Here is a 19,332-nt window from a genome sequence, read left to right as displayed (position 1 = left end):
TCGTGTCGCTCATGGACGTGATCGGGCCGGTGGGCGCGGGGATCGCGATCGCGCTCGAGAACGTGTTCCCGCCGCTGCCGAGCGAGGCGATCCTGCCGATGGCGGGGCTCGCGGCGTATCGCGGCGCCTTCTCCCTCGTCGAAGCGCTCGCCTGGACGACCGTCGGATCCGTCGTGGGCGCGTTCGTGCTCTACGGACTCGGTGCCTGGCTCGGGATGCCGCGGCTCCGCGTCGTCGCGCTGAGGCTGCCGCTCGTCGATCCGGCCGACATCGACCGCACCGTCGCATGGTTCCATCGGCACGGCGGCAAGGCCGTGTTCTTCGGGCGGATGATCCCGATCTTCCGCAGCCTCATCTCGATCCCCGCAGGCGTGACCCGGATGCCGCTGTGGCGCTTCGGCCTGCTGACTGCGGCCGGGAGCCTCGTCTGGAACACGATCTTCGTGATGTCCGGCTGGTACCTCGGCGAGGCGTGGCCCGTCGTCGAGCGGTATGTCGTCGTCGTGCAGTACCTCGTGGTCGCGGCCGTCGTGGCGGCCGGCCTGTGGTTCCTCGTCGTTCGGCTGCGGAGACGGCGAGGGGACGGGACGGGCGATCCGGACGCCGCTTGACGCGATCGGCTCTCAGCAAGGGCGTCTCGCACCTCGAGAAGGCCGGATACGTGCGAGGGCCGCTAAAAGGTCGCCATCACGTCCGCCGCCCGACCAGATCGAGCATCCGGGTCCTGGACTTCGTCACGGGGCGCCACCCGCCGGACCGATCGAACCACGCTGGTGCCTGGACTTCGGGGACACCGCGATTCATCCGGATGCGCCACGGACCCTTGTCGACGAAGCGGTGGTGGAACCAGCAGAGAAGCACGCCGTTGTCTGTGTGCGTCGGTCCGCCGGCGGCGTGTTCCGTCACGTGGTGGATCTCGCACCACCCCGCCGGGACGCCGCATCCGGGGATGATGCAGTTGCCGTCGCGAAGAGCGATCGCACGGCGCTGGTGGCGGTTGAAGACACGCTCCTCTGTGCCGAGGCGGAGCACCCGGCCGTTCGGGCCGAGCGCGACCCGCTGCACGACGCCTGCGCAACCGATGTGTCTCGCCGCGGCGCGTCAGTCTTCCCCGGGTTCGCGATCGTTGCCGCGGGCGTCCCGTCGGGCTGACGATTCGGCTCACGGCCAGGGCATGGAAGCCGCCCACGTAGACTGGACGCCGTGCCCGCCGCCCGCCTTCATCTCGTGCGCCACGGGGAGGTCCACAACCCCGCGCGCGTGCTCTACGGGCGACTCCCGGACTATCGCCTGAGCGTCGAAGGCCGCAGGATGGCTCGGCAGGCGGCCGAGCACGTCCACGGCCTCGACCGGCTCATCGGCGGGCTCGTGTGCTCGCCGCTGCAGCGCACGCGCGAATCGGCCGAGCCCTTCGAGCAGCTGCTCGGCATCGAGCCGCTCGTCGACGAGCGCGTCATCGAGCCGACCAACGTCTTCGAGGGCAAGCGCATGAAGAGGGCGCTGCTCAACCCGCTGAACTGGCGGCACCTGCGCGCCCCGTCTCGGCCGAGCTGGGGCGAGCCCTACGCGCAGGTCGTCGCACGGATGGATGCCGCCATGGCGGATGCCTGGAACCGCGCGGAGTCCGGCGACGTCGTGATCGTCTCGCACCAGCTGCCGATCTGGATCACGCATCTCGCGGTCGCGGGCGAACCGCTCAAACACGATCCGCGCAGACGCCGGTGCGCCCTCTCGAGCGTCACCTCGTTCGAGCGCGACGGCGACGGCTGGGTCGAGGTCGGCTACGCCGAGCCCGCGACGACCACGGGCGCCGTGGACGTGGGGGCCGTGTGATGGCGCGCCCGCGTCGCACGGGCCTCGTTCGGGGCCGGCTCGGGCGGGCCACGGCATCCCTCGCGGTCGCGACGGCCCTCGCGGCGACCCTCGCGGCGTGCACGAGCGACCCGCTCGCCGAGCAGTACCGCGCGGGCGACAACAAGGGGTACATCGCGGCCGACGGCTTCACGACCGTCGAGATCGCGCCCGGCGACCGTGGTGAGGGCGTCGAGTTCGCGGGGACGACCGAGGCGGGCGACCAGGTCGCGAGCGAGGACTTCGCCGGCAGAGTGCTGGTCGTCAACTTCTGGTACGCCGGGTGCGGCCCGTGCCGCGCCGAGGCGCCGCAGCTCGAGAAGGCGTTCGCGTCGTTCGACGGGCAGGACGTCGCGTTCCTCGGCGTCAACACGAGCGACTCGGCCGCTGCGGCCGCAGCCTTCGCCGACACGTACGACGTCACGTATCCGAGCCTCATCACGGTCGACGACCGCTCCGTCAAGCTCGCGTTCGCCGAGCGGACGCCGATCAACGCGACGCCGACGACTCTCGTGCTCGATCCGCAGGGGCGCGTCGCCGCGCGGATCATCGGACAGCTCCCCGAGGCGTCGATCCTCGAGACGATCGTGCGCGACCTACTCGCGGAGACGTCGTGAGCACGCGGAACGCGTCCTGCGCGCGTCTGCGCGCCGATCGCCCGAAGGGGGCGATCGTGTGAGTACGCGGCACGCGTCCTGCGCGCGTCTGCGCGCCGATCGCCCGAAGGGGGCGATCGTGTGAACACGCGGAACGCGTCCTGCGCGCGTCTGCGCGCTGATCGCCCGAAGGGGGCGATCACATGAGTATCGACGCCGTCATGGCGGCGGGGGCGCTCTGGATCGCGTTGCCGCTCGCCCTGCTCGCGGGGCTCCTGTCCTTCCTCTCGCCGTGCGTCCTGCCGCTCGTTCCCGGATACCTCGGCTACATCGGCGGCGCCGTCGCACCTCGGCCTGCTCGATCTCGCAGAGTTGCGCCGACTTCGCAGGATGCCGCCGCTTTCGTGCGAGCTGCGGACGATTCTGCGAACTCTGTGAACGCGACGGCGACGGATGCCGCGGCGCGGGCGTCCGCGCAAGCACCGACGAAGACGCGGCTCCTCCTCGGCGTCGTGCTGTTCATCGCCGGGTTCTCGGTCGTCTTCATCGCCGTCAACGTGCTGGGCGGGGCGGCAGGCCGGTTCTTCCTCGAGTACGCCGACGTCATCACGCGGGTCATGGGCGCCGTCATCGTCGTGATGGGACTCGTCTTCGTCGGCGTCTTCGGCCTCGCACAGCGGACGGCGCGGCTGCAGCTCAAGGGCGACCTCGGGCTCATCGGCGCACCGCTGCTGGGGCTCGCGCTCGGCATCGGCTGGACGCCGTGCATCGGCCCGACCCTCACGGCGATCTTCTCCGTATCGTGGAACCTCGGCGACCCCGGCCGCGCGGCGCTCCTCGGACTCGCATACTCGCTCGGGCTCGGCATCCCGTTCGTCCTCATCACGCTCGGCTTCAGCTGGGCGACCCGCTCGATCACGTTCCTGCGCCGGCACATCCGCGCCGTCAACCTCGTCGGCGGCGCGCTGCTGATCGCCCTCGGCCTGCTCATGCTGTCGGGCGTCTGGACTCAGCTCATGGCTCAGCTCCAGGGGGTGTTCTCGAGTGTCCCGCTCCCGCTCTGAGGCCCCTGGGGCGGGCGCAGGCGATCCGCTCCGCCCGTCCGACCACGCCGACTCCGCCGCCGAGATCGCGCAGCCCGCGCTCGGCCCGATCGGGTGGCTGCGCTGGGGATGGCGTCAGCTGACCTCCATGCGGACGGCCCTCGTGCTGCTCCTGCTTCTCGCGATCGCCGCGGTGCCCGGCTCGATCGTCCCCCAGCGCTCCGCCGACCCGAACGGCGTCACGCAGTACTTCGTCGACAATCCCGACCTCGCGCCCGTGCTCGACAGGCTGCAGCTGTTCGACGTCTACACCTCGGCGTGGTTCTCGGCGATCTACATCCTCCTGTTCATCTCGCTCATCGGGTGCGTCATCCCGCGCACGAAGCACCACTGGAAGGCCCTGCGCGCCCGGCCGCCGCGCACGCCCGCCCGTCTGTCGCGGCTCGACCACCACCGCGAGTCGCTCGTCGAGCTCGCACCGGGTGCGGATCCGGATGCGGCGGCCGCGGCATCCGTCTCCCTCGCCGCCGACCACCTTCGCAGGGCGGGCTACCGCATCGAGCGGTACGGCTCCGGATCGGCTCTCTCGGTCTCGGCGGAACGCGGCTACGCGCGCGAGACGGGCAACCTCGTCTTCCACACGGCGCTCATCGGGGTGCTCGTCTCCGTAGGCGTCGGCGGCGGCTTCACGTACACGGGTCAGACCGTCATCGTCGAGGGCCGCACCTTCGTCAACACGATGCTCGACTACACGTCCTTCAACCCCGGCCGCTTCGTCGACCCCGACGGTCTCACGCCGTTCTCGCTCACGCTCGACTCGTTCGACGTCACCTACCAGGAGCCCGGCACGCCGGGCGCGGGCCAGGCGGGCGACTTCGCCGCGAACCTCACGACGCAGTTCGCGGGCGAGGATCCTCAGCCCGGGCAGGTGCGCGTCAACCACCCGCTCGAGATCGCGGGCGACCGCGTGTACCTCATGGGCAACGGCTACGCGCCGCACATCTCGATCCGCAACGCCGAGGGCGACGTCGTGTTCGACGACGCCGTCCCGTTCCTGCCGCAGGACACCAACATGACGTCGCAGGGCGTCATCAAGGTGCCCGACGGGATGCCGGAGCAGCTGGGCCTCATCGGCTTCTTCTATCCGACGGCGCAGAAGCTGGAGTCGGGCGCGCTCACGTCGATCTACCCCGCGCTCGCGTATCCCGTCCTGACGCTCTGGGTGTTCTCTGGCGACCTCGGCATCGACGACGGCACGCCGCGGTCGGTCTACACGCTCGATCCGACGTCGATGACGCAGCTGGCCGGAGGCGACTCTGGCGTCGACTCGATCCAGCTGATGCCCGGACAGTGGGCCGAGCTGCCGAACGGCCTCGGCACCATCACGTTCGAGGACGTCTCGAGCGATGCACCCGCCGTCGAGGCGGGATCGGCCATCGCGCACGACGCCGACTTCGGGGGATCGGTCAAGCGCTTCGTCTCGCTCTCGATCCATCGGGATGCCGCAGGCCCGTGGGTGCTGACCTTCGCCGTGCTGGCGCTGCTCGGCCTGCTCGCGGCCCTGTTCGTGCCGCGGCGGCGCATGTGGGTCAAGGCGACGCCCGACGGGCACACGCTGCGGATCGAGTACGCGGGACTCGCCCGCGGCGAGGACCCGACGCTCCGCGCCGCCGTCGACCAGGTCGCGCAGCGGCACGGCGACGCGGTCGAGGCCGCGCTGCGCGGCTGAGGCGGGCCGCCGGGGCGGCGGAGCGCGCGGCTGAGCGGCCGCGGGGGCGGGGGGTCGTTCGAGCCGAACGACGGGCTGGGGTGCGGCATCCTGCCCCGCGTAGACTGGAGGCCATGCCCACCGGAACGTTCTCGCTCGACTCGGTCTCGATCCTTCTGGTGTGGACAGCGATCGCGATCTATGCGCTCGCCTTCATCGCCTACGCGATCGACCTCGCTCGGCGCTCGGCGCTCGCGATCGGCGTCAAGGACGCCGAGGTCCGTGAGTTCGTCGCGGCGGGCGCCGGATACGCCGGCACGACCACGGCGGCGGTCGCGGCATCCGCTGCGGTCGACGATCTGCGCGCACCGGAGCCATCCGCGGACGCCGCGCTCGCCGCTCGGCCGTCGAAGCGCCCGCGCCTCGTGTGGGCGCGGATCGGCACGTCGCTGACGGTGCTGGGCTTCCTCTTCCACGTGGGCGCCGACGTGACACGAGGCATCGCCGCCGGCCGGGTGCCGTGGTCGAACATGTACGAGTTCTCGCTCACGGGCACGATGCTCATCGTCGCGGTGTACCTCCTCGTGCTGTTCCGCTACGACCTGCGCTTCCTCGGCTCGTTCATCACGGGCCTCGTCGTGCTGCTCCTCGGTGGTGCCACGCTGACCTTCTACGTCGAGGTCGCGCCGCTCATGGATCCGCTCAAGAGCGTGTGGCTCGTCATCCACGTCTTCGTCGCGTCGCTCGCGACGGCGCTGTTCGCCCTCGCGTTCGGGCTGTCGGTGCTGCAGCTCATGCAGGCCAGACGCGAGGCGCGGGCCGCCGCCGCCGGCCTCGACCGCGCGGGAGCGGTGACGCGTGCGCCGAAGGCCGGCGCACGGATCCTGCGGACCCTCCCGAGCTCCGACGCGCTCGAGTCGCTCGCCTACCGCTTCGCGATCATCGGGTTCATCTTCTGGACGTTCACCCTCATCGCGGGATCGATCTGGGCCAACGACGCGTGGGGCCGCTACTGGGGCTTCGACACGAAGGAAGTCTGGACGTTCGTCATCTGGGTGCTCTACGCCGGATACATCCACGCGCGCGCGACGCGCGGCTGGCGCGGCTCGCGGTCGGCGTGGCTGTCGATCATCGGCTTCGCGGCCGTCATGTTCAACTTCACGATCGTGAACATGTTCTTCAAGGGCCTGCACGCCTACAGCGGCCTGAACTGAACTGAACTGAACTGACTGAGCAGAGCCGAGTTGAGCTGAACTGAACTTAACTGAACGTGAACTGACTCAGCTGAACTGACTGAGCAGAGCTGAGCAGAACTGAACTGAGCTGAGCGGACCGGCTAAGCGCGGGGTCGCGGGGGCTACACCGGGGCAGGCGAGGCCGTCAGCAGAGCGCGGGCAGAGACCGTGCGGCGGCGAGCGACCGTCACGACCGTCGCGGCGAACGCGAGCAGTCCCCACACGAGCAGCCCGACGAGCCCTGCCCACACCCCGGTCGCGGGGCCCAGGCCTGCGAGCATCGCGTTGTACGCGGGCGAGGTCGGCAGGACGGCCGCGATCGAGGAGAGCACCCCGGGGACCGTCGAGACGACGCCGGTTGCGACCGCGAGCACGCCGACGAGGGCCGAGATCCAGCGTCCTGCGCCGTTGAAGACGGCGTTGAGCCCCTGGTTGACCGCCGCGAACGCGACGCCCGCGACCATCGACACCGCCGCGAAGACCGCCCACGAGCCCCACTCGTACGACGCCGCGAGCTGCACGACGACCGCGACGAGAAGTCCCTGCAAGGCCCCGATCCCGGCGGCCGGGGCGAGGGCTCGCAGGGCCAGCAGCGCGGAGGGCGCGCGAGAGGTCAGCGTGCGCTGCGAGACGGCGCGCAGCGCGACGAAGGTCGCGAGCCCGCCGAACCACAGCGCGAGCATCGCCAGCAGCGGGATCGCCGACGCCCCGAACAGGGTCGTGCCGACGCCCGACGCCGCGACGGGGCTCGAGACGACGTCCGCGAGGCTGCGGGCATCGGCATTCGAGTACGAGGGAAGAGCGTCGGATGCCGTGTGCAGGCCGTCCGCGAGCGCGTCGGCGCCGTCGGCGAGCTGCCCGAGGCCTGTGCTGAGGCCGTCGGCTCCCGTCGCCGCGTCGTTCGCGCCCGAGGCCCAGGCGGAGGCGCCCGAGGCCCACGTCGAGGCGCCCGAGGCGAGCTTCGCGATGCCCGAGGAGATGCCGGAGGCGCCCGACGCGAGCCGGCGCGCTCCGCCCGCGGTGTCGGCTGCGCCCGTGGCGAGCTCGTCCATGCCGTTCGCGAGGGAGGTCGCGCCCGCGGTCGCGTCTCGAAGACCCTGCGTGAGCTGCGGGCCGAACTGCGCGAGGCCAGACACCTGCTGGGCGATCGTGCCCGACTGGTCGAGCACGTCGTTGACGGTCGGCAGGGCGTCGTTCGCCTGCTGCGCGACGGCGGCGAGCCCATCGCACATCTCCGCGCCCGACACGGCCGGGTCGCATCGCGCGGACAGCTGCGACAGCTGGGCTGCGGCATCCGAGACGCTCGCCTTGATCTGTCCGCTGTTCTCGGCGATCATGTCGGCGCCATCGACGATCTCCTGCGGCACGGCCGGCAGCTGCGCGACCTGGTCGGCCATCTGCGAGAGGCCGTCCGCGAGGCCGCGCGTGCCTCCGGCCGTCTTCCCCGCGCCGGCAGCCCAGCGGTCGAGCCCGTCGGCGGTCATCCCCGCTCCCGAGGCCCACTGCGCCGCACCCGAAGAGAGCGCGGAGGCGCCGGACGACAGCTCCGCCGCGCCGTCGGAGAGCCTGGACGCGCCGGACGACAGCTGCCGCACGCCATCGGCAAGCGAGACCGCGCCGGTCGCGGCATCCCGTGCCCCGTCCGCCCACGTCGTCGCACCGTCGGCCGCCTGCCCCAGCTGGTCGCCCAGGGTCGTGAAGCCGAGGAACACGTTCTCGAGGTACACGCGTGAGAGCTCTCGTCCCATGAGGGATGCCGCGGCCTGCGTCACCTGCGCCGTGATCGCGTCGTCGACGATGAGGCTGTCGGGCGGGGTCTGCACCCCGATCGTCGCGCGCTCGGGCGTCTCGCCCGGCCGCGTCGAGGTCGCTGCGGCGGAGAAGTTCTCCGGGATCGTCACGACGGCCGAGTACCGCCCGTCGGCGAGCCCTGCGGCGGCGTCGGAGGCGTTCGAGATCGTCCACGTCAGGTTGCTCGGCACGTCGTCCGAGCCCTCGACGAGGCCTGCCGCGAGCTGGCGGCCCAGCGGCGCGTACTGCCCGTCGATCGTGACGGGCTCGTCCTCGTTGACGATCGCGGCCGTGAGGCCTTCGAGGCGCTCGACGGGGTTGTACAGCGCCGCGACGAGGATCCCGCCGATCACGGCGGGCAGCAGCAGCACTCCGACGAGCGTCAGCCACGTGATGGGCCGGCGCGTGCGGGAGCGTTCGATCGGGAGCGTCATGCGTTCACCTCGGGTCGTGCGGGCAGTTCGGATCGGGTGCGCAGCGCGAGCGGCGTCACGTCGGGGCGGTGCGCCTCGGCGAGGATGCCGAGCGCCGTGCCCTCGGCGGCGGCGGACGCCACGATCGTGATCGCGGCGCCCCGGCCGCGGATCCTGTCCGCGGCATCGCGCAGGAGGGCGGCCGCCTGGTCGCGATCCGCCCCCGAGAGGGCGTCGAGCCCGTCGATCGCGACGAGGCGGGCGCGGCCCGCGAGCGCGTGCCGCAGCTCCGCGACGGGGTCTGCCGCATCGGCGAGGAGCGCGACCCCGACGTGCGCGCGCACCCACGCTGCGCGGCCGGGCAGCAGATGGCCGGCGACGCGAAGGAGCCCCGCGGTCGGCTCCACGCGCCCCGCGACGGTGAGCACGAACGCACGGGCCGACCGGGCGTCGCCCGTCACGAGGAGCGTCCCTCCCGGTTCGAGCCGGAACGAGGCGTCGGCGAAGAGCGACACGTCGCCGCGGCGGCGCCCGCCGTCGACCACGAGCGAGACGCCCTCGCCCACGAGCGGCGACGTCGTGCTCGGCTCGGGCCAGTCCGCGTGCGCCCGCTCGTGCTCGACGGCCTCGCCCTCGATGTCGAAGCGGGGGAGGATGCGGTCGAGCCACGCCGGCATCCACCACGCCTTGGCGCCGAGGAGCGTCATGACCGCAGGGACGAGCGTCATGCGCACGAGGAAGGCGTCGACGGCGATCCCGACGGCGAGGCCGAGCGCGATGGGCTTGATCGAGGAGTCGCCCTCGGGGACGAACGCCGCGAACACGGCGAACATGATGACGGCCGCGGCCGTCACGACGCGAGCGGATGCCGTGAACCCCGTCCGCACGGCCGTGATGGCTGTCGCCCGGTCGGCGCGGCCGCGGCGGGCGCGCCGCAGGTGCACGTAGTCCTCGCGCATGCGCGACACGAGGAACACCTCGTAGTCCATCGCGAGACCGAACAGCACGCCCATGAGGATGATCGGCATGAAGCTGATGACCGGGCCCGTGCGGGTGACGTTCAGGGCGTCGGCGAGCCAACCCCACTCGAAGACCGCCGCGACGACGCCGAAGGATGCCGCGACCGACAGCAGGTACCCGGCCGCCGCCTTGATCGGCACCCAGATCGATCGGAACACGATCATGAGGAGGATGAGCGACAGACCGACGACGAAGATCCCGAACGGCACGAGCGCGGCTCCCAGGCGGTCGGAGATGTCGATGCCGACCGCCGTGAATCCCGTCACCTTGAGGTCGACGCCGTACTCGTCGAGGAGCCTGTCGTGCTGAGCGCGGAGGTCGCGCACGAGCTGAGCCGTCGCGGGGTCGTCGGGCGCCGTCTCGGGGACGATCTGGATGAGGCCCGTGTCGATGGTCGCGTTCGGGGTCGCGAGCGCGACCTCCTTGACGCCTGGGATCCGCTCGATCTCGGCCTTGAGGTCGGCCATGAGGCCGAGCGGGTCCGTCGAGGTGACGATCGACCCGGCCATGATGAGCGGACCGTTCGAGCCAGGCCCGAAGTGCTCGGCCGTGAGGTCGTAGGCCTGGCGCGCTTCGCTCTCGACGGGCTGCACGCCGGCGTTGGGCAGGGCGAGGCGCAGGCTCGCGGCCGGGATCGCGATGACGGCGAGGCCCACGACGACCGCGATCGTCGTGACGATGGGATGCCGCGTCACGAGCATGACCCAGCGGTTCGGGCGTCTCGCGGGCGTGCGGGCGTCCGCGGGCTCGGCCTCCGCAGGCTCCGCGTCCGCGAGCTCGGCGTCCGCGAGCGCATCCTCCGCGGGCGCAGCGGCATCCTCCGCGGCGGACGTCCCCCGACGTCGCAGCCGTGCCCCCGCGCGCGCCCGCCCGTGCCCCCATCCCGCGACGCGCCCCTTCGCGAACCCGAGGAAGGCCGGGGTGAGCGTCACGGCGACGAGCACGGCCACGGCCACGGCGACGGCCGCCGCGATCCCCATCGTCGTGAGGAACGGGATGTTCGCGAACGCGAGCCCGACGAGGGCGATGAGCACCGTCATCCCCGCGAACACGACGGCGGAGCCCGCCGTGCCCGTCGCGCGGGCGGCCGACTCCTCGGGGTCCATGCCCGCGCGCGCCTGGTCCTGATGTCGCGCGACGATGAACAGGGCGTAGTCGATCCCGACGGCGAGCCCCAGCATGATCGCGAGCATGGGCGTCGTCGACGAGATGGTCGCGAACGCGGTCGAGACGAAGATGAGCGCGATCGCGAGCCCGACTCCGATCAGGGCGCTTGCGAGCGGGAAGAACGCGACAGACAGCGACCGGAACGTCACGATGAGGACGAACAGCGCGATCAGCACGCCCGCCGCCTCGATGAGCGACAGCGCGGGCATGGACATCGAGAACAGGTCGCCGCCGATCGCGACCTGCGTGCCGCCGGGGAGGTCTGCTCGCAGGTCTGCGGCGACATCCTGAAGCGCCGTCTTGGTGCCGTCGGGAACGTCGATGGCCTGGCCGTCGAACTGCAGCCGGATGATCGCGGCGCGGTCGTCGTCCGAGACGAGACCGTCGACCAGCTCGTCGAACGGGCTCGTGACGGCGAGGATCCCGTCGAGCCCGTCGAGGGTCGAGATCGTGTCGCGGATGCCGTCGGAGTACGGCGCCTCGTCGATGCGGGAGCCCTCCGCCGCGACGATGACGAGCTGTGCGCTCGTGCCGCTCGCCTCGGGGAACGTGCGATCGAGGAGCTGGATGCCCGCCTCGGCCTCGGTCCCGGGGATCGAGAAGGCGTTGTCCGTTCCCTTCGCGAAGAGGGCGACGCTGCCGCCGGCGATGCCGAGCAGCAGGAGCCAGGCGACGAGCACACGCCACGGATGACGGTACGACCACCGGCCGAGCGAGAAGAGGAGAGTGGACATGCGGCCCCCGGAGTCGACGTCAGAGATGTTCGATACGACGCTGTATCCGATACACAGATGTATCGTAGGGGTGCCTGAGCCGGAGAAACTGAGCCTTTGGTGTGAAGATGGGCGGGAGGAGGAGTCATGACCGATACGCAGGTCGCCGAGATCGCCACGTCGCGCCGTCGCGAGGCCACCCGGCAGCGCCTGCTGGATGCCGCCGCCGAGGTCTTCGCCGAGGTCGGACTCGACGCGGCGTCCGTCGAGGCCATCTGCGAGCGTGCGGGCTTCACGCGCGGCGCCTTCTACTCCAACTTCGCGACGAAGGACGAGCTCTTCCTCGAGCTCGCCGGCAGGGTCTCGCGCGAGCGCGTCGCCGTCGTGACGGAGCGCGTCGCGGAGCTCGCGCGCGACGGGGTCGAGATCACGGCCCAGAGCGCCCTCGAGATGGTCCAGCTCGTGCTCGGCGAGACGGGCGACGACCGGCTCGGCATCCTGCTCATGAGCGAGATCCGCAACCACGCTCTGCGCGACCCCGCGCTCGCTGCAGCGCACCTCGCGCAGGACGACGAGCTGCGACGCAGCGTCGCGCAGATCATCGCCGACATCGGCGACGCGGGCGGCCTGTCGCTGCGCGTCCCGCCCGAGGAGGCGGCAGGCCTCATGCTGACCGTGTGGGAGAGCGCGACCGTCCGGGCCACGATGGCGGGCCTCGACCACGAGCAGGTCCGCGGACTCACCAACGCGCAGCTCGCGGGGGTTGCTCAGCTGCTCATCGAGCCGCGCTGACCGAGCTCAGCATCCTGCCTCGAGAGGGCCGGACGGGTCGAACGAGACGCGTCGAAGCCCGCCTCGCGTGACCGTGGCGCGCTGACCTGGCGTCAGCGCTCGCCCGCCGAGAGAAGCGCGTGACAGCGCTCCACCCGCGAGAGCCACCAGTCGCGACGCCCGGCGGATGCCGCGAGCCCGTCGAGCAGGCCCGGATCGGGCGCCACGCGGCCGACCGGAAGCACGCCGCCGCGCGGTGCGAGCGGCGGGGCGGCGACATCCGCCGTGAACAGGGATGCCGTCCCCAGGCCGCAGTCGAACTCGAGCGACGGCAGCGCCGCCGCGAGGGCGACGCCCATCGACAGGCCGACCGACGTGTCGAGTGCGCTCGAGACGACGGCGGGGAGCCCCGCCTCGGCGACGATCTCGAGCGCGCGGCGCACGCCTCCGAGCGGCTGCGCCTTCACGACGAGGAGGTCGGCCGCGCCCGCGCGTGCGACCGCGAGCGGGTCGGACGCCTTGCGCACGCTCTCGTCCGCCGCGATCGGGATGCCCATGTGCGTGACGCGCCGCCGCAGCTGCGCGAGCTCGTCGACCGTCGCGCACGGCTGCTCGGCGTACTCGAGGTCGAACTCCGCGAGCGCGTGCAGCGCGTGCTCGGCCTCGTCGAGGTTCCACCCGCCGTTGGCGTCGACGCGGATCCGCCCCTCCGGTCCCATCGCGGCTCGCACGGCCCGCACGCGGGCGACGTCGTCGGCGAGGCGCTGACCGCGCTCGGCGACCTTGACCTTCGCCGTGCGGCAGCCGTCGAAGCGCGCGAGGACGCGGGCGACGGATGCCGCGTCCACCGCCGGCACCGTCGCGTTGACGGGGATCTCGCGGCGCACGGGCGCGGGCTGCGGCATCCATCCGAAGTCGATGGCGGCCGCGAGCCATGCCGAGGCCTCGACGTCGTCGTACTCGACGAAGGGGGAGAACTCCGTCCAGCCCTCGGGACCCTCGAGCAGGAGCGCCTCGCGCACGTCGATGCCGCGGAAGCGCGTCGCGAGGGGAAGCGTCACGACGCGCGCTGTCGCGATGAGGTCGGAGAGCGCAGGCAGGTCCACGGCGCCATCCTCTCAGACCGCGCGTTCCCGACCTCCTCAGTGTTCGGCATCCATCGATGTGTGCTTGACTATAGTGTGTGACACACAGTACAGTGTGATCCATGACCGAGAACGAAGCGCTCGACACGCACCTGCAGGAGCTGCGGCGCGGCACCGTCGTCCTCGCGTGCCTGAAACTCCTGAGCGAGCCGGGCTACGGCTACGGACTGCTCGAAGAGCTGAGCGCGCGCGGGTTCGACACCGACGCCAACACGCTCTACCCCCTGCTTCGCCGACTCGAGAAGCAGGGTCACCTCACGAGCGAGTGGAACACCGACGAGGCCAGGCCCCGCAAGTTCTACCGCACGAGCCCGGCCGGATCCCGGCTCGCGGCCGCCCTCACCGACGAGTTCCGCGCGATCGCCGTCGCGATCGACGCGCTCCCTGAGAAGGACTGACCATGAACGCCACCACAACCCTCACCGACCGCTACGTGCTCGCCGTCGTGCGGGCCGTTCCCGAGAAGCAGCGCGACGACGTCGCCGCCGAGCTGCGCGCATCGATCGCCGACCAGATCGACGCCCGCGTCGACGACGGCCAGCCGCAGGATGCCGCGGAGCGGGCCGTGCTGACCGAGCTCGGCGACCCCGCGAAGCTCGCAGCCGGGTACGCCGACCGGCCGCTCCATCTCATCGGCCCCGCGTTCTACCTCGACTGGCGGCGGCTGCTGAAGCTGCTGCTGGCGATCGTCCCGGCGTGCGCCGCGTTCGGCGTCGCGCTCGGCCAGGTGCTCGCGGGCGCGTCGTTCGGCGAGGTCGTCGGCACCGTCGTCTCGGTCGTGATCGGCGTCATCGTCCACCTCGCGTTCTGGGTGACCGTCGTCTTCGCGATCCTCGAGCGCACCGGCGTGAAGCGGCCCGACATGGGCATGTCGTCGTGGACACCCGACCAGCTGCCCGAGCCGCGCGATCGCGGCACGGGCTTCGGCGACCTCATCGCATCCATCGTGTTCCTGCTGGTCGCTGCCGGCGCGATCCTGTGGGACCACCTCCTCGGCGCCGCGTGTCTCGGCGGCGAATGGATCTCCTTCCTCGATCCCGGCCTGTGGCCGTGGTGGATCGGGGCGCTGTTCGTCGCGATGGCGATCGAGGCGGTCTTCGCGATCCTGGTGTACGCGCGCCGCGGCTGGACGTGGGGCCTCGCGATCGCCAACACGGTGCTCGACGTCGTCGTGGCGCTTCCCGCGCTCTGGCTCCTGTGGGACGAGCGGCTCGTGAACCCGGGATTCGTCACGGCCCTCGAGTCGGTCGGGGCCGACATCGGCGAGGCCGTGACGGTCCTCACCGTGATCGTCGGCTTCGTCATCGTCGGCGTCGCGGTCTGGGACTCCGTCGACGGATTCCTCAAGGCGCGTCGCGCACGGTGACGCCCGCCGTTCGGCGGGCGGCGGGGCGGGGATGCCGGGATCGCGGCATCCCCGCCCCGCTCCAGGCTGAGCGCATACCTCGTCTCGACACTCCCTCCCGACTACGACGGGGATCTCGTCACGCGCCGGCTCGCGTGGCGCCACGCCGAGAACGGCTGACTCCGGATGCCGCGCCCTGCCCTGGTCGGGCGCGAGAGGCGGCTCGATAGAATCGCGCGGTGAGCCCAGCCCCCACCCGTGCCCCCCGCTTCGACCTCGACATCGACGGGATCGCACGCACCGAGCGCTCGCAGGCCCTGCTCGACGCGCTCGTCTCGCGCGTCGTGATCGCCGACGGCGCGATGGGCACGATGCTGCAGCGGCACGAGCCGACGCTCGAGGACTATCGGCAGCTCGAGGGCTGCAACGAGATCCTCAACGTGAGCCGTCCCGACCTGATCGCGGCGATCCACGACGAGTACCTCGCGACCGGGATCGACGCGATCGAGACCAACACGTTCGGCGCCAACTGGTCGAACCTCTCGGACTACGGCATCGACGACCGCATCGCCGAGCTCGCCGCGGCGGGCGCACGCATCGCGCGCGAGCGGGTCGAGGCCGCCGAGGAGAGAGACGGGCGGATGCGGTGGGTGCTCGGCTCGATCGGCCCCGGCACGAAGCTGCCGAGCCTCGGACACACGACGTACGACCACCTCAGGCGAACGTTCGCGGAGCAGGCGGAAGGGCTCATCGACGGCGGGGCCGACGCTCTGCTCGTCGAGACCTCGCAGGACCTGCTGCAGACGAAGGCCGCCGTCAACGGCTGCAGGCAGGCGATCGTGAGCCGCGGCATCCGCCTGCCGATCTTCGTGGAGGTGACGGTCGAGACCACGGGGACGATGCTCATGGGCAGCGAGATCGGCGCGGCGCTGACGGCGATCGAGCCGCTCGGCGTCGACGCGATCGGGCTCAACTGCGCGACGGGCCCCGCCGAGATGAGCGAGCACCTGCGGCACCTCTCGAAGCACTCCGGGGTGACGATCGCGTGCATGCCGAACGCGGGCCTTCCCGTCCTGACCGCCGACGGCGCGCACTATCCGCTGACGCCCGCCGAGCTGGCGACGGCGCACGAGCAGTTCGTGCGCGAGTTCGGGGTCGGCCTCGTCGGCGGATGCTGCGGCACGACTCCCGAGCACCTCGCCGCCGTCGTCGAGCGGCTGCGCGAAGTCCCCGTCGTGTCGCGAGCGATGCGAGACGACCTGCCGCCTGACGCGGCGGTGGAGTACGTATCGCTGGCGTCGCGCTCGCGGTCGCGGATCGTGGGGAGCCCGATGCCGGTCGTCGAGCCCGAGCCGGGTGTGGCATCCCTCTACCAGCACGTGTCGTTCGATCAGGATGCCTCGTACCTCGCGATCGGCGAGCGCACCAACGCGAACGGCTCGAAGGCGTTCCGCGAGGCGATGCTCGACGGGCGCTTCGACGACTGCGTCGAGATCGCGCGCAGCCAGATCCGCGTCGGAGCGCACCTGCTCGACGTGTGCGTCGACTACGTCGGCCGAGACGGAGTCGCCGATGTGCGCGAGATCGTCTCGCGCCTGGCCTCGGCATCCACTCTCCCGCTCGTCATCGACTCGACCGAGCCCGCCGTCATCCGCGCGGGCCTCGAGCTCATCGGGGGGCGTCCCGTCGTCAACTCCGTCAACTTCGAGGACGGCGACGGGCCGACCTCGCGGTTCGGGCGGATCATGCCGCTCGTGAAGGAGCACGGCACGGCCGTCGTCGCGCTCACGATCGACGAGCACGGCCAGGCACGCACGGCGGACGACAAGGTGCGCATCGCCTCGCGGCTGATCGACTCGCTCGTCGGCGAGTGGGGGATGCGCGTGTCGGACATCGTCGTCGACTGCCTGACGTTCCCCATCGCGACGGGTCAGGAGGAGACACGGCGCGACGCGATCGAGACGATCGAGGCCATCCGTCGTCTCACGGCCGCGTACCCCGGCATCCACACGACGCTCGGCGTCTCGAACGTCTCTTTCGGCCTCAATCCGGCCGCGCGGATCGTCGTGAACTCCGTGTTCCTGCACGAGGCCGTCGAGGCGGGGCTCTCGTCGGGCATCATCGACGCCGCCAAGATCGTGCCCCTCGCCTCGATCTCGGACGAGCAGCGCAAGGTCGCGCTCGACCTCATGTGGGACCGCCGCGAGTACGACGCCGACGGCGCCACGACGTACGACCCGCTCGCCGTCATGCTCGACCTGTTCGCGGGCGTCGACACGGCGGCGCTGCGCGATCAGCGCGCCGCCGAGCTCGCGGCGCTGCCGACGGGCCAGAGGCTCGAGCGCCGCATCATCGACGGCGACGCGAAGGGCCTGGAGGCCGACCTCGACCTCGCGCGCTCGGAGGGCATGACGGCGCTCGGCATCATCAACGACCACCTCCTTCACGGCATGAAGGTGGTCGGCGAGCGGTTCGGGGCGGGAGAGATGCAGCTGCCGTTCGTGCTGCAGTCCGCCGAGGTCATGAAGGCGGCCGTGGCATCGCTCGAACCCCACATGGAGAAGTCGGATGCCTCGGGCAAGGGTCGCATCGTGCTGGCGACGGTCCGCGGCGACGTGCACGACATCGGCAAGAACCTCGTCGACATCATCCTGACCAACAACGGGTACGACGTCGTCAACCTCGGCATCAAGCAGCCGATCGCCGACATCATCGCCGCTGCCGAGGAGCACGATGCGGACGTCATCGGCATGTCGGGACTGCTCGTCAAGTCGACCGTCGTCATGAAGGAGAACCTTCAGGAGCTGCAGGCTCGGGGCCTCGCGAAGCGCTGGCCCGTCATCCTCGGCGGTGCGGCGCTGACGCGCGCCTACGTCGAAGACGACCTCGCGGGCCTCTTCGACGGAGAGGTCCGGTACGCGAAGGACGCCTTCGAGGGGCTCGCGCTCATGGAGCCGCTCGTACGCGTCGCGCGCGGCGCCGACCCGGACTCCGTGGGTCTTCCCGCCTTGAAGAAGCGCATCCACCGCGAGGGGTCGCGACTCACCCTGACCGAGCCCGACGCGATGCCGGCGCGGTCGGATGCGGCATCCGACAATCCGGTGCCGTCACCGCCGTTCTGGGGAACGCGGATCGTGCGCGGCGTCGCGCTCGCCGACTTCGCCGCCTACCTCGACGAGCGGGCGACCTTCATGGGCCAGTGGGGACTCAAGCCTGGCCGCGGCTCCGACGGACCGTCGTACGAAGAGCTCGTGGAGAGCGAGGGGCGGCCGCGGCTGCGGTACTGGCTCGACCGCATCCTCGGGGAGGGGATGCTCGACGCCTCGATCGCGTACGGATACTTCCCCGTCGTCTCGGAGGGGGATGACGTCGTCGTGCTCCATCACGGCGACGACCCGTCGGGCATCCTCGGCACGCCGGGGCTGCTCGCGCCGGACGGCGGGTCGCTCTCGCTTCCCGCTCCGGGCGCGTCGCTCCCTGAGCCCGTCGAGGGCGCGCGCCGCGCACTCGGCATGGAGCGCCTGCGTTTCCGCTTCCCCCGCCAGCGCCGCGATCGGCACCTCTGCTTGGCGGACTTCGTGCGTTCGCGCGACTCCCGCCAGGTCGACGTGCTCCCCGTGCAGCTCGTGACGGCCGGCGCGCACATCGACGAGGTGACGGCTGAGCTGTTCGCGGGCGATCACTATCGCGACTACTACGAGCTCAACGGCCTCGTGATGCAGCTCACGGAAGCGCTCGCCGAGTTCTGGCACGCGAGGATCCGCTCCGAGCTGGGTTTCGCGGACGAGGATCCGACCGAGACGGCGGGCCTGTTCAAGCTCGAGTACCGCGGCGCGCGCTTCTCGCTCGGCTACCCCGCGTGCCCCGACATGGAGGACCGGCGCAAGGTCGTCGAGCTCCTGCGCCCCGAGCGGATGGGCGTCGAGCTCAGCGACGAGCTGCAGCTGCACCCCGAGCAGTCGACGGACGCGTTCGTGTTCCACCACCCCGAGGCGAAGTACTTCTCGGTCTGATCGCCGCCGCGTCATCGATCGGCTCGTCGGGATGCGGCATCCCGCCCGGCGCACGCGACCCGGACGGAGCGACCGATCTCGGGTTGCACGCGGGCTCGGTGGAGTGGCCGATCTCGGGGCACCGGGCGGCGCGGGGTGGCCGATCTCGGGGCGCGAACGGGTGGAAAGGCCTACGGACAGCCGGTGCCGCCGCAGGCGGGGCCGTCAGGCTGCAGGATGCCGAGCACGACGTAGGCGGTCTGGCCCGCGACGAGACCGGCACCCGCGCCGAGAAGGGGCGCACCCCAGGGCTGCCGGAGGACGACGCCGACCGTCCCGACCGCCGCGAGGGCGAGTCCCAGGATCGTGAGGACGTACGCGAACGGCAGGAGCGCGAAGGAGAAGAAGCCGACGAGCGCGGCGACGACCCCCACACCCACGCCGAGCGCGATGCGCTTGCCTCGCGTGGCGGTCTCCTGCGGCATCCTGAGCCTCCTCGTGTTCCGGGCACGACGCTACGCCCCGGGACCTGCACGTGGAAG

Annotated in this window: 15 protein-coding genes; 11 read left to right on the top strand and 4 right to left on the bottom strand. The window is 71.5% G+C overall.

The window, feature by feature from the left end:
* The first annotated feature begins 11 nt into the window (after positions 1-11).
* The 7 genes from FHS08_RS03220 to ccsB all read left to right on the top strand — a co-directional run bounded on the left by FHS08_RS03220 (position 12) and on the right by ccsB (position 6,412).
* Positions 12-611 carry a DedA family protein gene (locus FHS08_RS03220; RefSeq protein WP_170283262.1) on the top strand — a complete coding sequence of 200 codons (600 nt, stop codon included), beginning with the start codon at positions 12-14 and terminating at the stop codon, positions 609-611.
* A 229-nt stretch (positions 612-840) separates the two neighbouring features.
* Complete coding sequence (locus tag FHS08_RS03215) at positions 841-1,152, top strand: hypothetical protein (RefSeq protein WP_167035398.1); 312 nt, start codon at positions 841-843, stop codon at positions 1,150-1,152.
* A 51-nt stretch (positions 1,153-1,203) separates the two neighbouring features.
* Positions 1,204-1,833, top strand: a complete 630-nt coding sequence (locus tag FHS08_RS03210; protein ID WP_167035397.1) for a histidine phosphatase family protein — start codon at positions 1,204-1,206, stop codon at positions 1,831-1,833.
* On the top strand, positions 1,833-2,468 hold the full coding sequence (locus FHS08_RS03205; protein WP_167035395.1) for a TlpA family protein disulfide reductase: 636 nt from the start codon (positions 1,833-1,835) through the stop codon (positions 2,466-2,468). Before FHS08_RS03210 ends, FHS08_RS03205 begins: the two co-directional genes overlap by 1 nt.
* 182 nt (positions 2,469-2,650) lie before the next feature.
* Positions 2,651-3,511 (top strand): cytochrome c biogenesis CcdA family protein, encoded by an 861-nt coding sequence (locus FHS08_RS03200; protein WP_167035393.1) that lies wholly within the window; start codon positions 2,651-2,653, stop codon positions 3,509-3,511.
* Complete coding sequence (gene resB / locus FHS08_RS03195; RefSeq protein ID WP_167035391.1) at positions 3,492-5,219, top strand: cytochrome c biogenesis ResB family protein; 1,728 nt, start codon at positions 3,492-3,494, stop codon at positions 5,217-5,219. Before FHS08_RS03200 ends, resB begins: the two co-directional genes overlap by 20 nt.
* 113 nt (positions 5,220-5,332) lie before the next feature.
* Positions 5,333-6,412, top strand: a complete 1,080-nt coding sequence (ccsB, locus tag FHS08_RS03190) for a c-type cytochrome biogenesis protein CcsB (RefSeq protein WP_167035389.1) — start codon at positions 5,333-5,335, stop codon at positions 6,410-6,412.
* A 143-nt stretch (positions 6,413-6,555) separates the two neighbouring features.
* On the opposite strand, the gene FHS08_RS03185 is transcribed toward ccsB, so the two are convergent.
* The gene (locus FHS08_RS03185; RefSeq protein ID WP_167035387.1) at positions 6,556-8,658 is read right to left on the bottom strand and encodes a YhgE/Pip family protein; all 2,103 of its coding nucleotides are present in this window, start codon (positions 8,656-8,658) and stop codon (positions 6,556-6,558) included.
* The gene (locus tag FHS08_RS03180; protein WP_167035385.1) at positions 8,655-11,558 is read right to left on the bottom strand and encodes an MMPL family transporter; all 2,904 of its coding nucleotides are present in this window, start codon (positions 11,556-11,558) and stop codon (positions 8,655-8,657) included. The genes FHS08_RS03185 and FHS08_RS03180 overlap by 4 nt, the downstream gene beginning before the upstream one ends.
* 126 nt (positions 11,559-11,684) lie before the next feature.
* On the opposite strand from FHS08_RS03180, the gene FHS08_RS03175 reads away from it, so the two are divergent.
* Positions 11,685-12,329 (top strand): TetR/AcrR family transcriptional regulator, encoded by a 645-nt coding sequence (locus FHS08_RS03175; protein WP_167035383.1) that lies wholly within the window; start codon positions 11,685-11,687, stop codon positions 12,327-12,329.
* A gap of 92 nt (positions 12,330-12,421) precedes the next feature.
* On the opposite strand, the gene FHS08_RS03170 is transcribed toward FHS08_RS03175, so the two are convergent.
* Positions 12,422-13,414: an o-succinylbenzoate synthase gene (locus FHS08_RS03170; protein WP_167035382.1), complete on the bottom strand. Its 993-nt coding sequence runs from the start codon at positions 13,412-13,414 to the stop codon at positions 12,422-12,424.
* Between the two features lie 101 nt (positions 13,415-13,515).
* Between FHS08_RS03170 and FHS08_RS03165 the strand changes: the two genes are divergently transcribed.
* The 3 genes from FHS08_RS03165 to FHS08_RS03155 all read left to right on the top strand — a co-directional run bounded on the left by FHS08_RS03165 (position 13,516) and on the right by FHS08_RS03155 (position 18,811).
* Positions 13,516-13,851 (top strand): PadR family transcriptional regulator, encoded by a 336-nt coding sequence (locus tag FHS08_RS03165; RefSeq protein ID WP_167035380.1) that lies wholly within the window; start codon positions 13,516-13,518, stop codon positions 13,849-13,851.
* 2 nt (positions 13,852-13,853) lie between these two features.
* Positions 13,854-14,819, top strand: coding sequence for a permease prefix domain 1-containing protein (locus tag FHS08_RS03160; protein WP_167035378.1), 966 nt, complete (start codon positions 13,854-13,856; stop codon positions 14,817-14,819).
* A gap of 218 nt (positions 14,820-15,037) precedes the next feature.
* Entirely contained in the window at positions 15,038-18,811 is a 3,774-nt protein-coding gene (locus FHS08_RS03155) for a homocysteine S-methyltransferase family protein (protein ID WP_167035376.1), read from the top strand.
* A 170-nt stretch (positions 18,812-18,981) separates the two neighbouring features.
* Here the strand turns inward: FHS08_RS03155 and FHS08_RS03150 are convergent, their stop codons facing one another.
* Positions 18,982-19,275 (bottom strand): hypothetical protein, encoded by a 294-nt coding sequence (locus FHS08_RS03150; RefSeq protein WP_167035374.1) that lies wholly within the window; start codon positions 19,273-19,275, stop codon positions 18,982-18,984.
* Positions 19,276-19,332 lie beyond the last annotated feature (57 nt).

Origin of the sequence: Microbacterium ulmi (assembly GCF_011759705.1) — a bacterium.
In the GTDB taxonomy this organism is placed as follows: domain Bacteria; phylum Actinomycetota; class Actinomycetes; order Actinomycetales; family Microbacteriaceae; genus Microbacterium; species Microbacterium ulmi.
Note: the sequence above shows the minus strand (reverse complement) of the source record. Positions and strands in the feature narration are given on the sequence as shown.

Coding starts and splice junctions, on each gene's coding strand:
- FHS08_RS03180 (WP_167035385.1), bottom strand. CDS start 11,558: ATGTCCACTCTCCTCTTCTCGCTCGGCCGGTGGTCGTACCGTCATCCG.
- FHS08_RS03185 (WP_167035387.1), bottom strand. CDS start 8,658: ATGACGCTCCCGATCGAACGCTCCCGCACGCGCCGGCCCATCACGTGG.
- FHS08_RS03175 (WP_167035383.1), top strand. CDS start 11,685: ATGACCGATACGCAGGTCGCCGAGATCGCCACGTCGCGCCGTCGCGAG.
- ccsB (WP_167035389.1), top strand. CDS start 5,333: ATGCCCACCGGAACGTTCTCGCTCGACTCGGTCTCGATCCTTCTGGTG.
- FHS08_RS03200 (WP_167035393.1), top strand. CDS start 2,651: ATGAGTATCGACGCCGTCATGGCGGCGGGGGCGCTCTGGATCGCGTTG.
- FHS08_RS03220 (WP_170283262.1), top strand. CDS start 12: ATGGACGTGATCGGGCCGGTGGGCGCGGGGATCGCGATCGCGCTCGAG.
- FHS08_RS03150 (WP_167035374.1), bottom strand. CDS start 19,275: ATGCCGCAGGAGACCGCCACGCGAGGCAAGCGCATCGCGCTCGGCGTG.
- FHS08_RS03160 (WP_167035378.1), top strand. CDS start 13,854: ATGAACGCCACCACAACCCTCACCGACCGCTACGTGCTCGCCGTCGTG.
- FHS08_RS03205 (WP_167035395.1), top strand. CDS start 1,833: ATGGCGCGCCCGCGTCGCACGGGCCTCGTTCGGGGCCGGCTCGGGCGG.
- FHS08_RS03165 (WP_167035380.1), top strand. CDS start 13,516: ATGACCGAGAACGAAGCGCTCGACACGCACCTGCAGGAGCTGCGGCGC.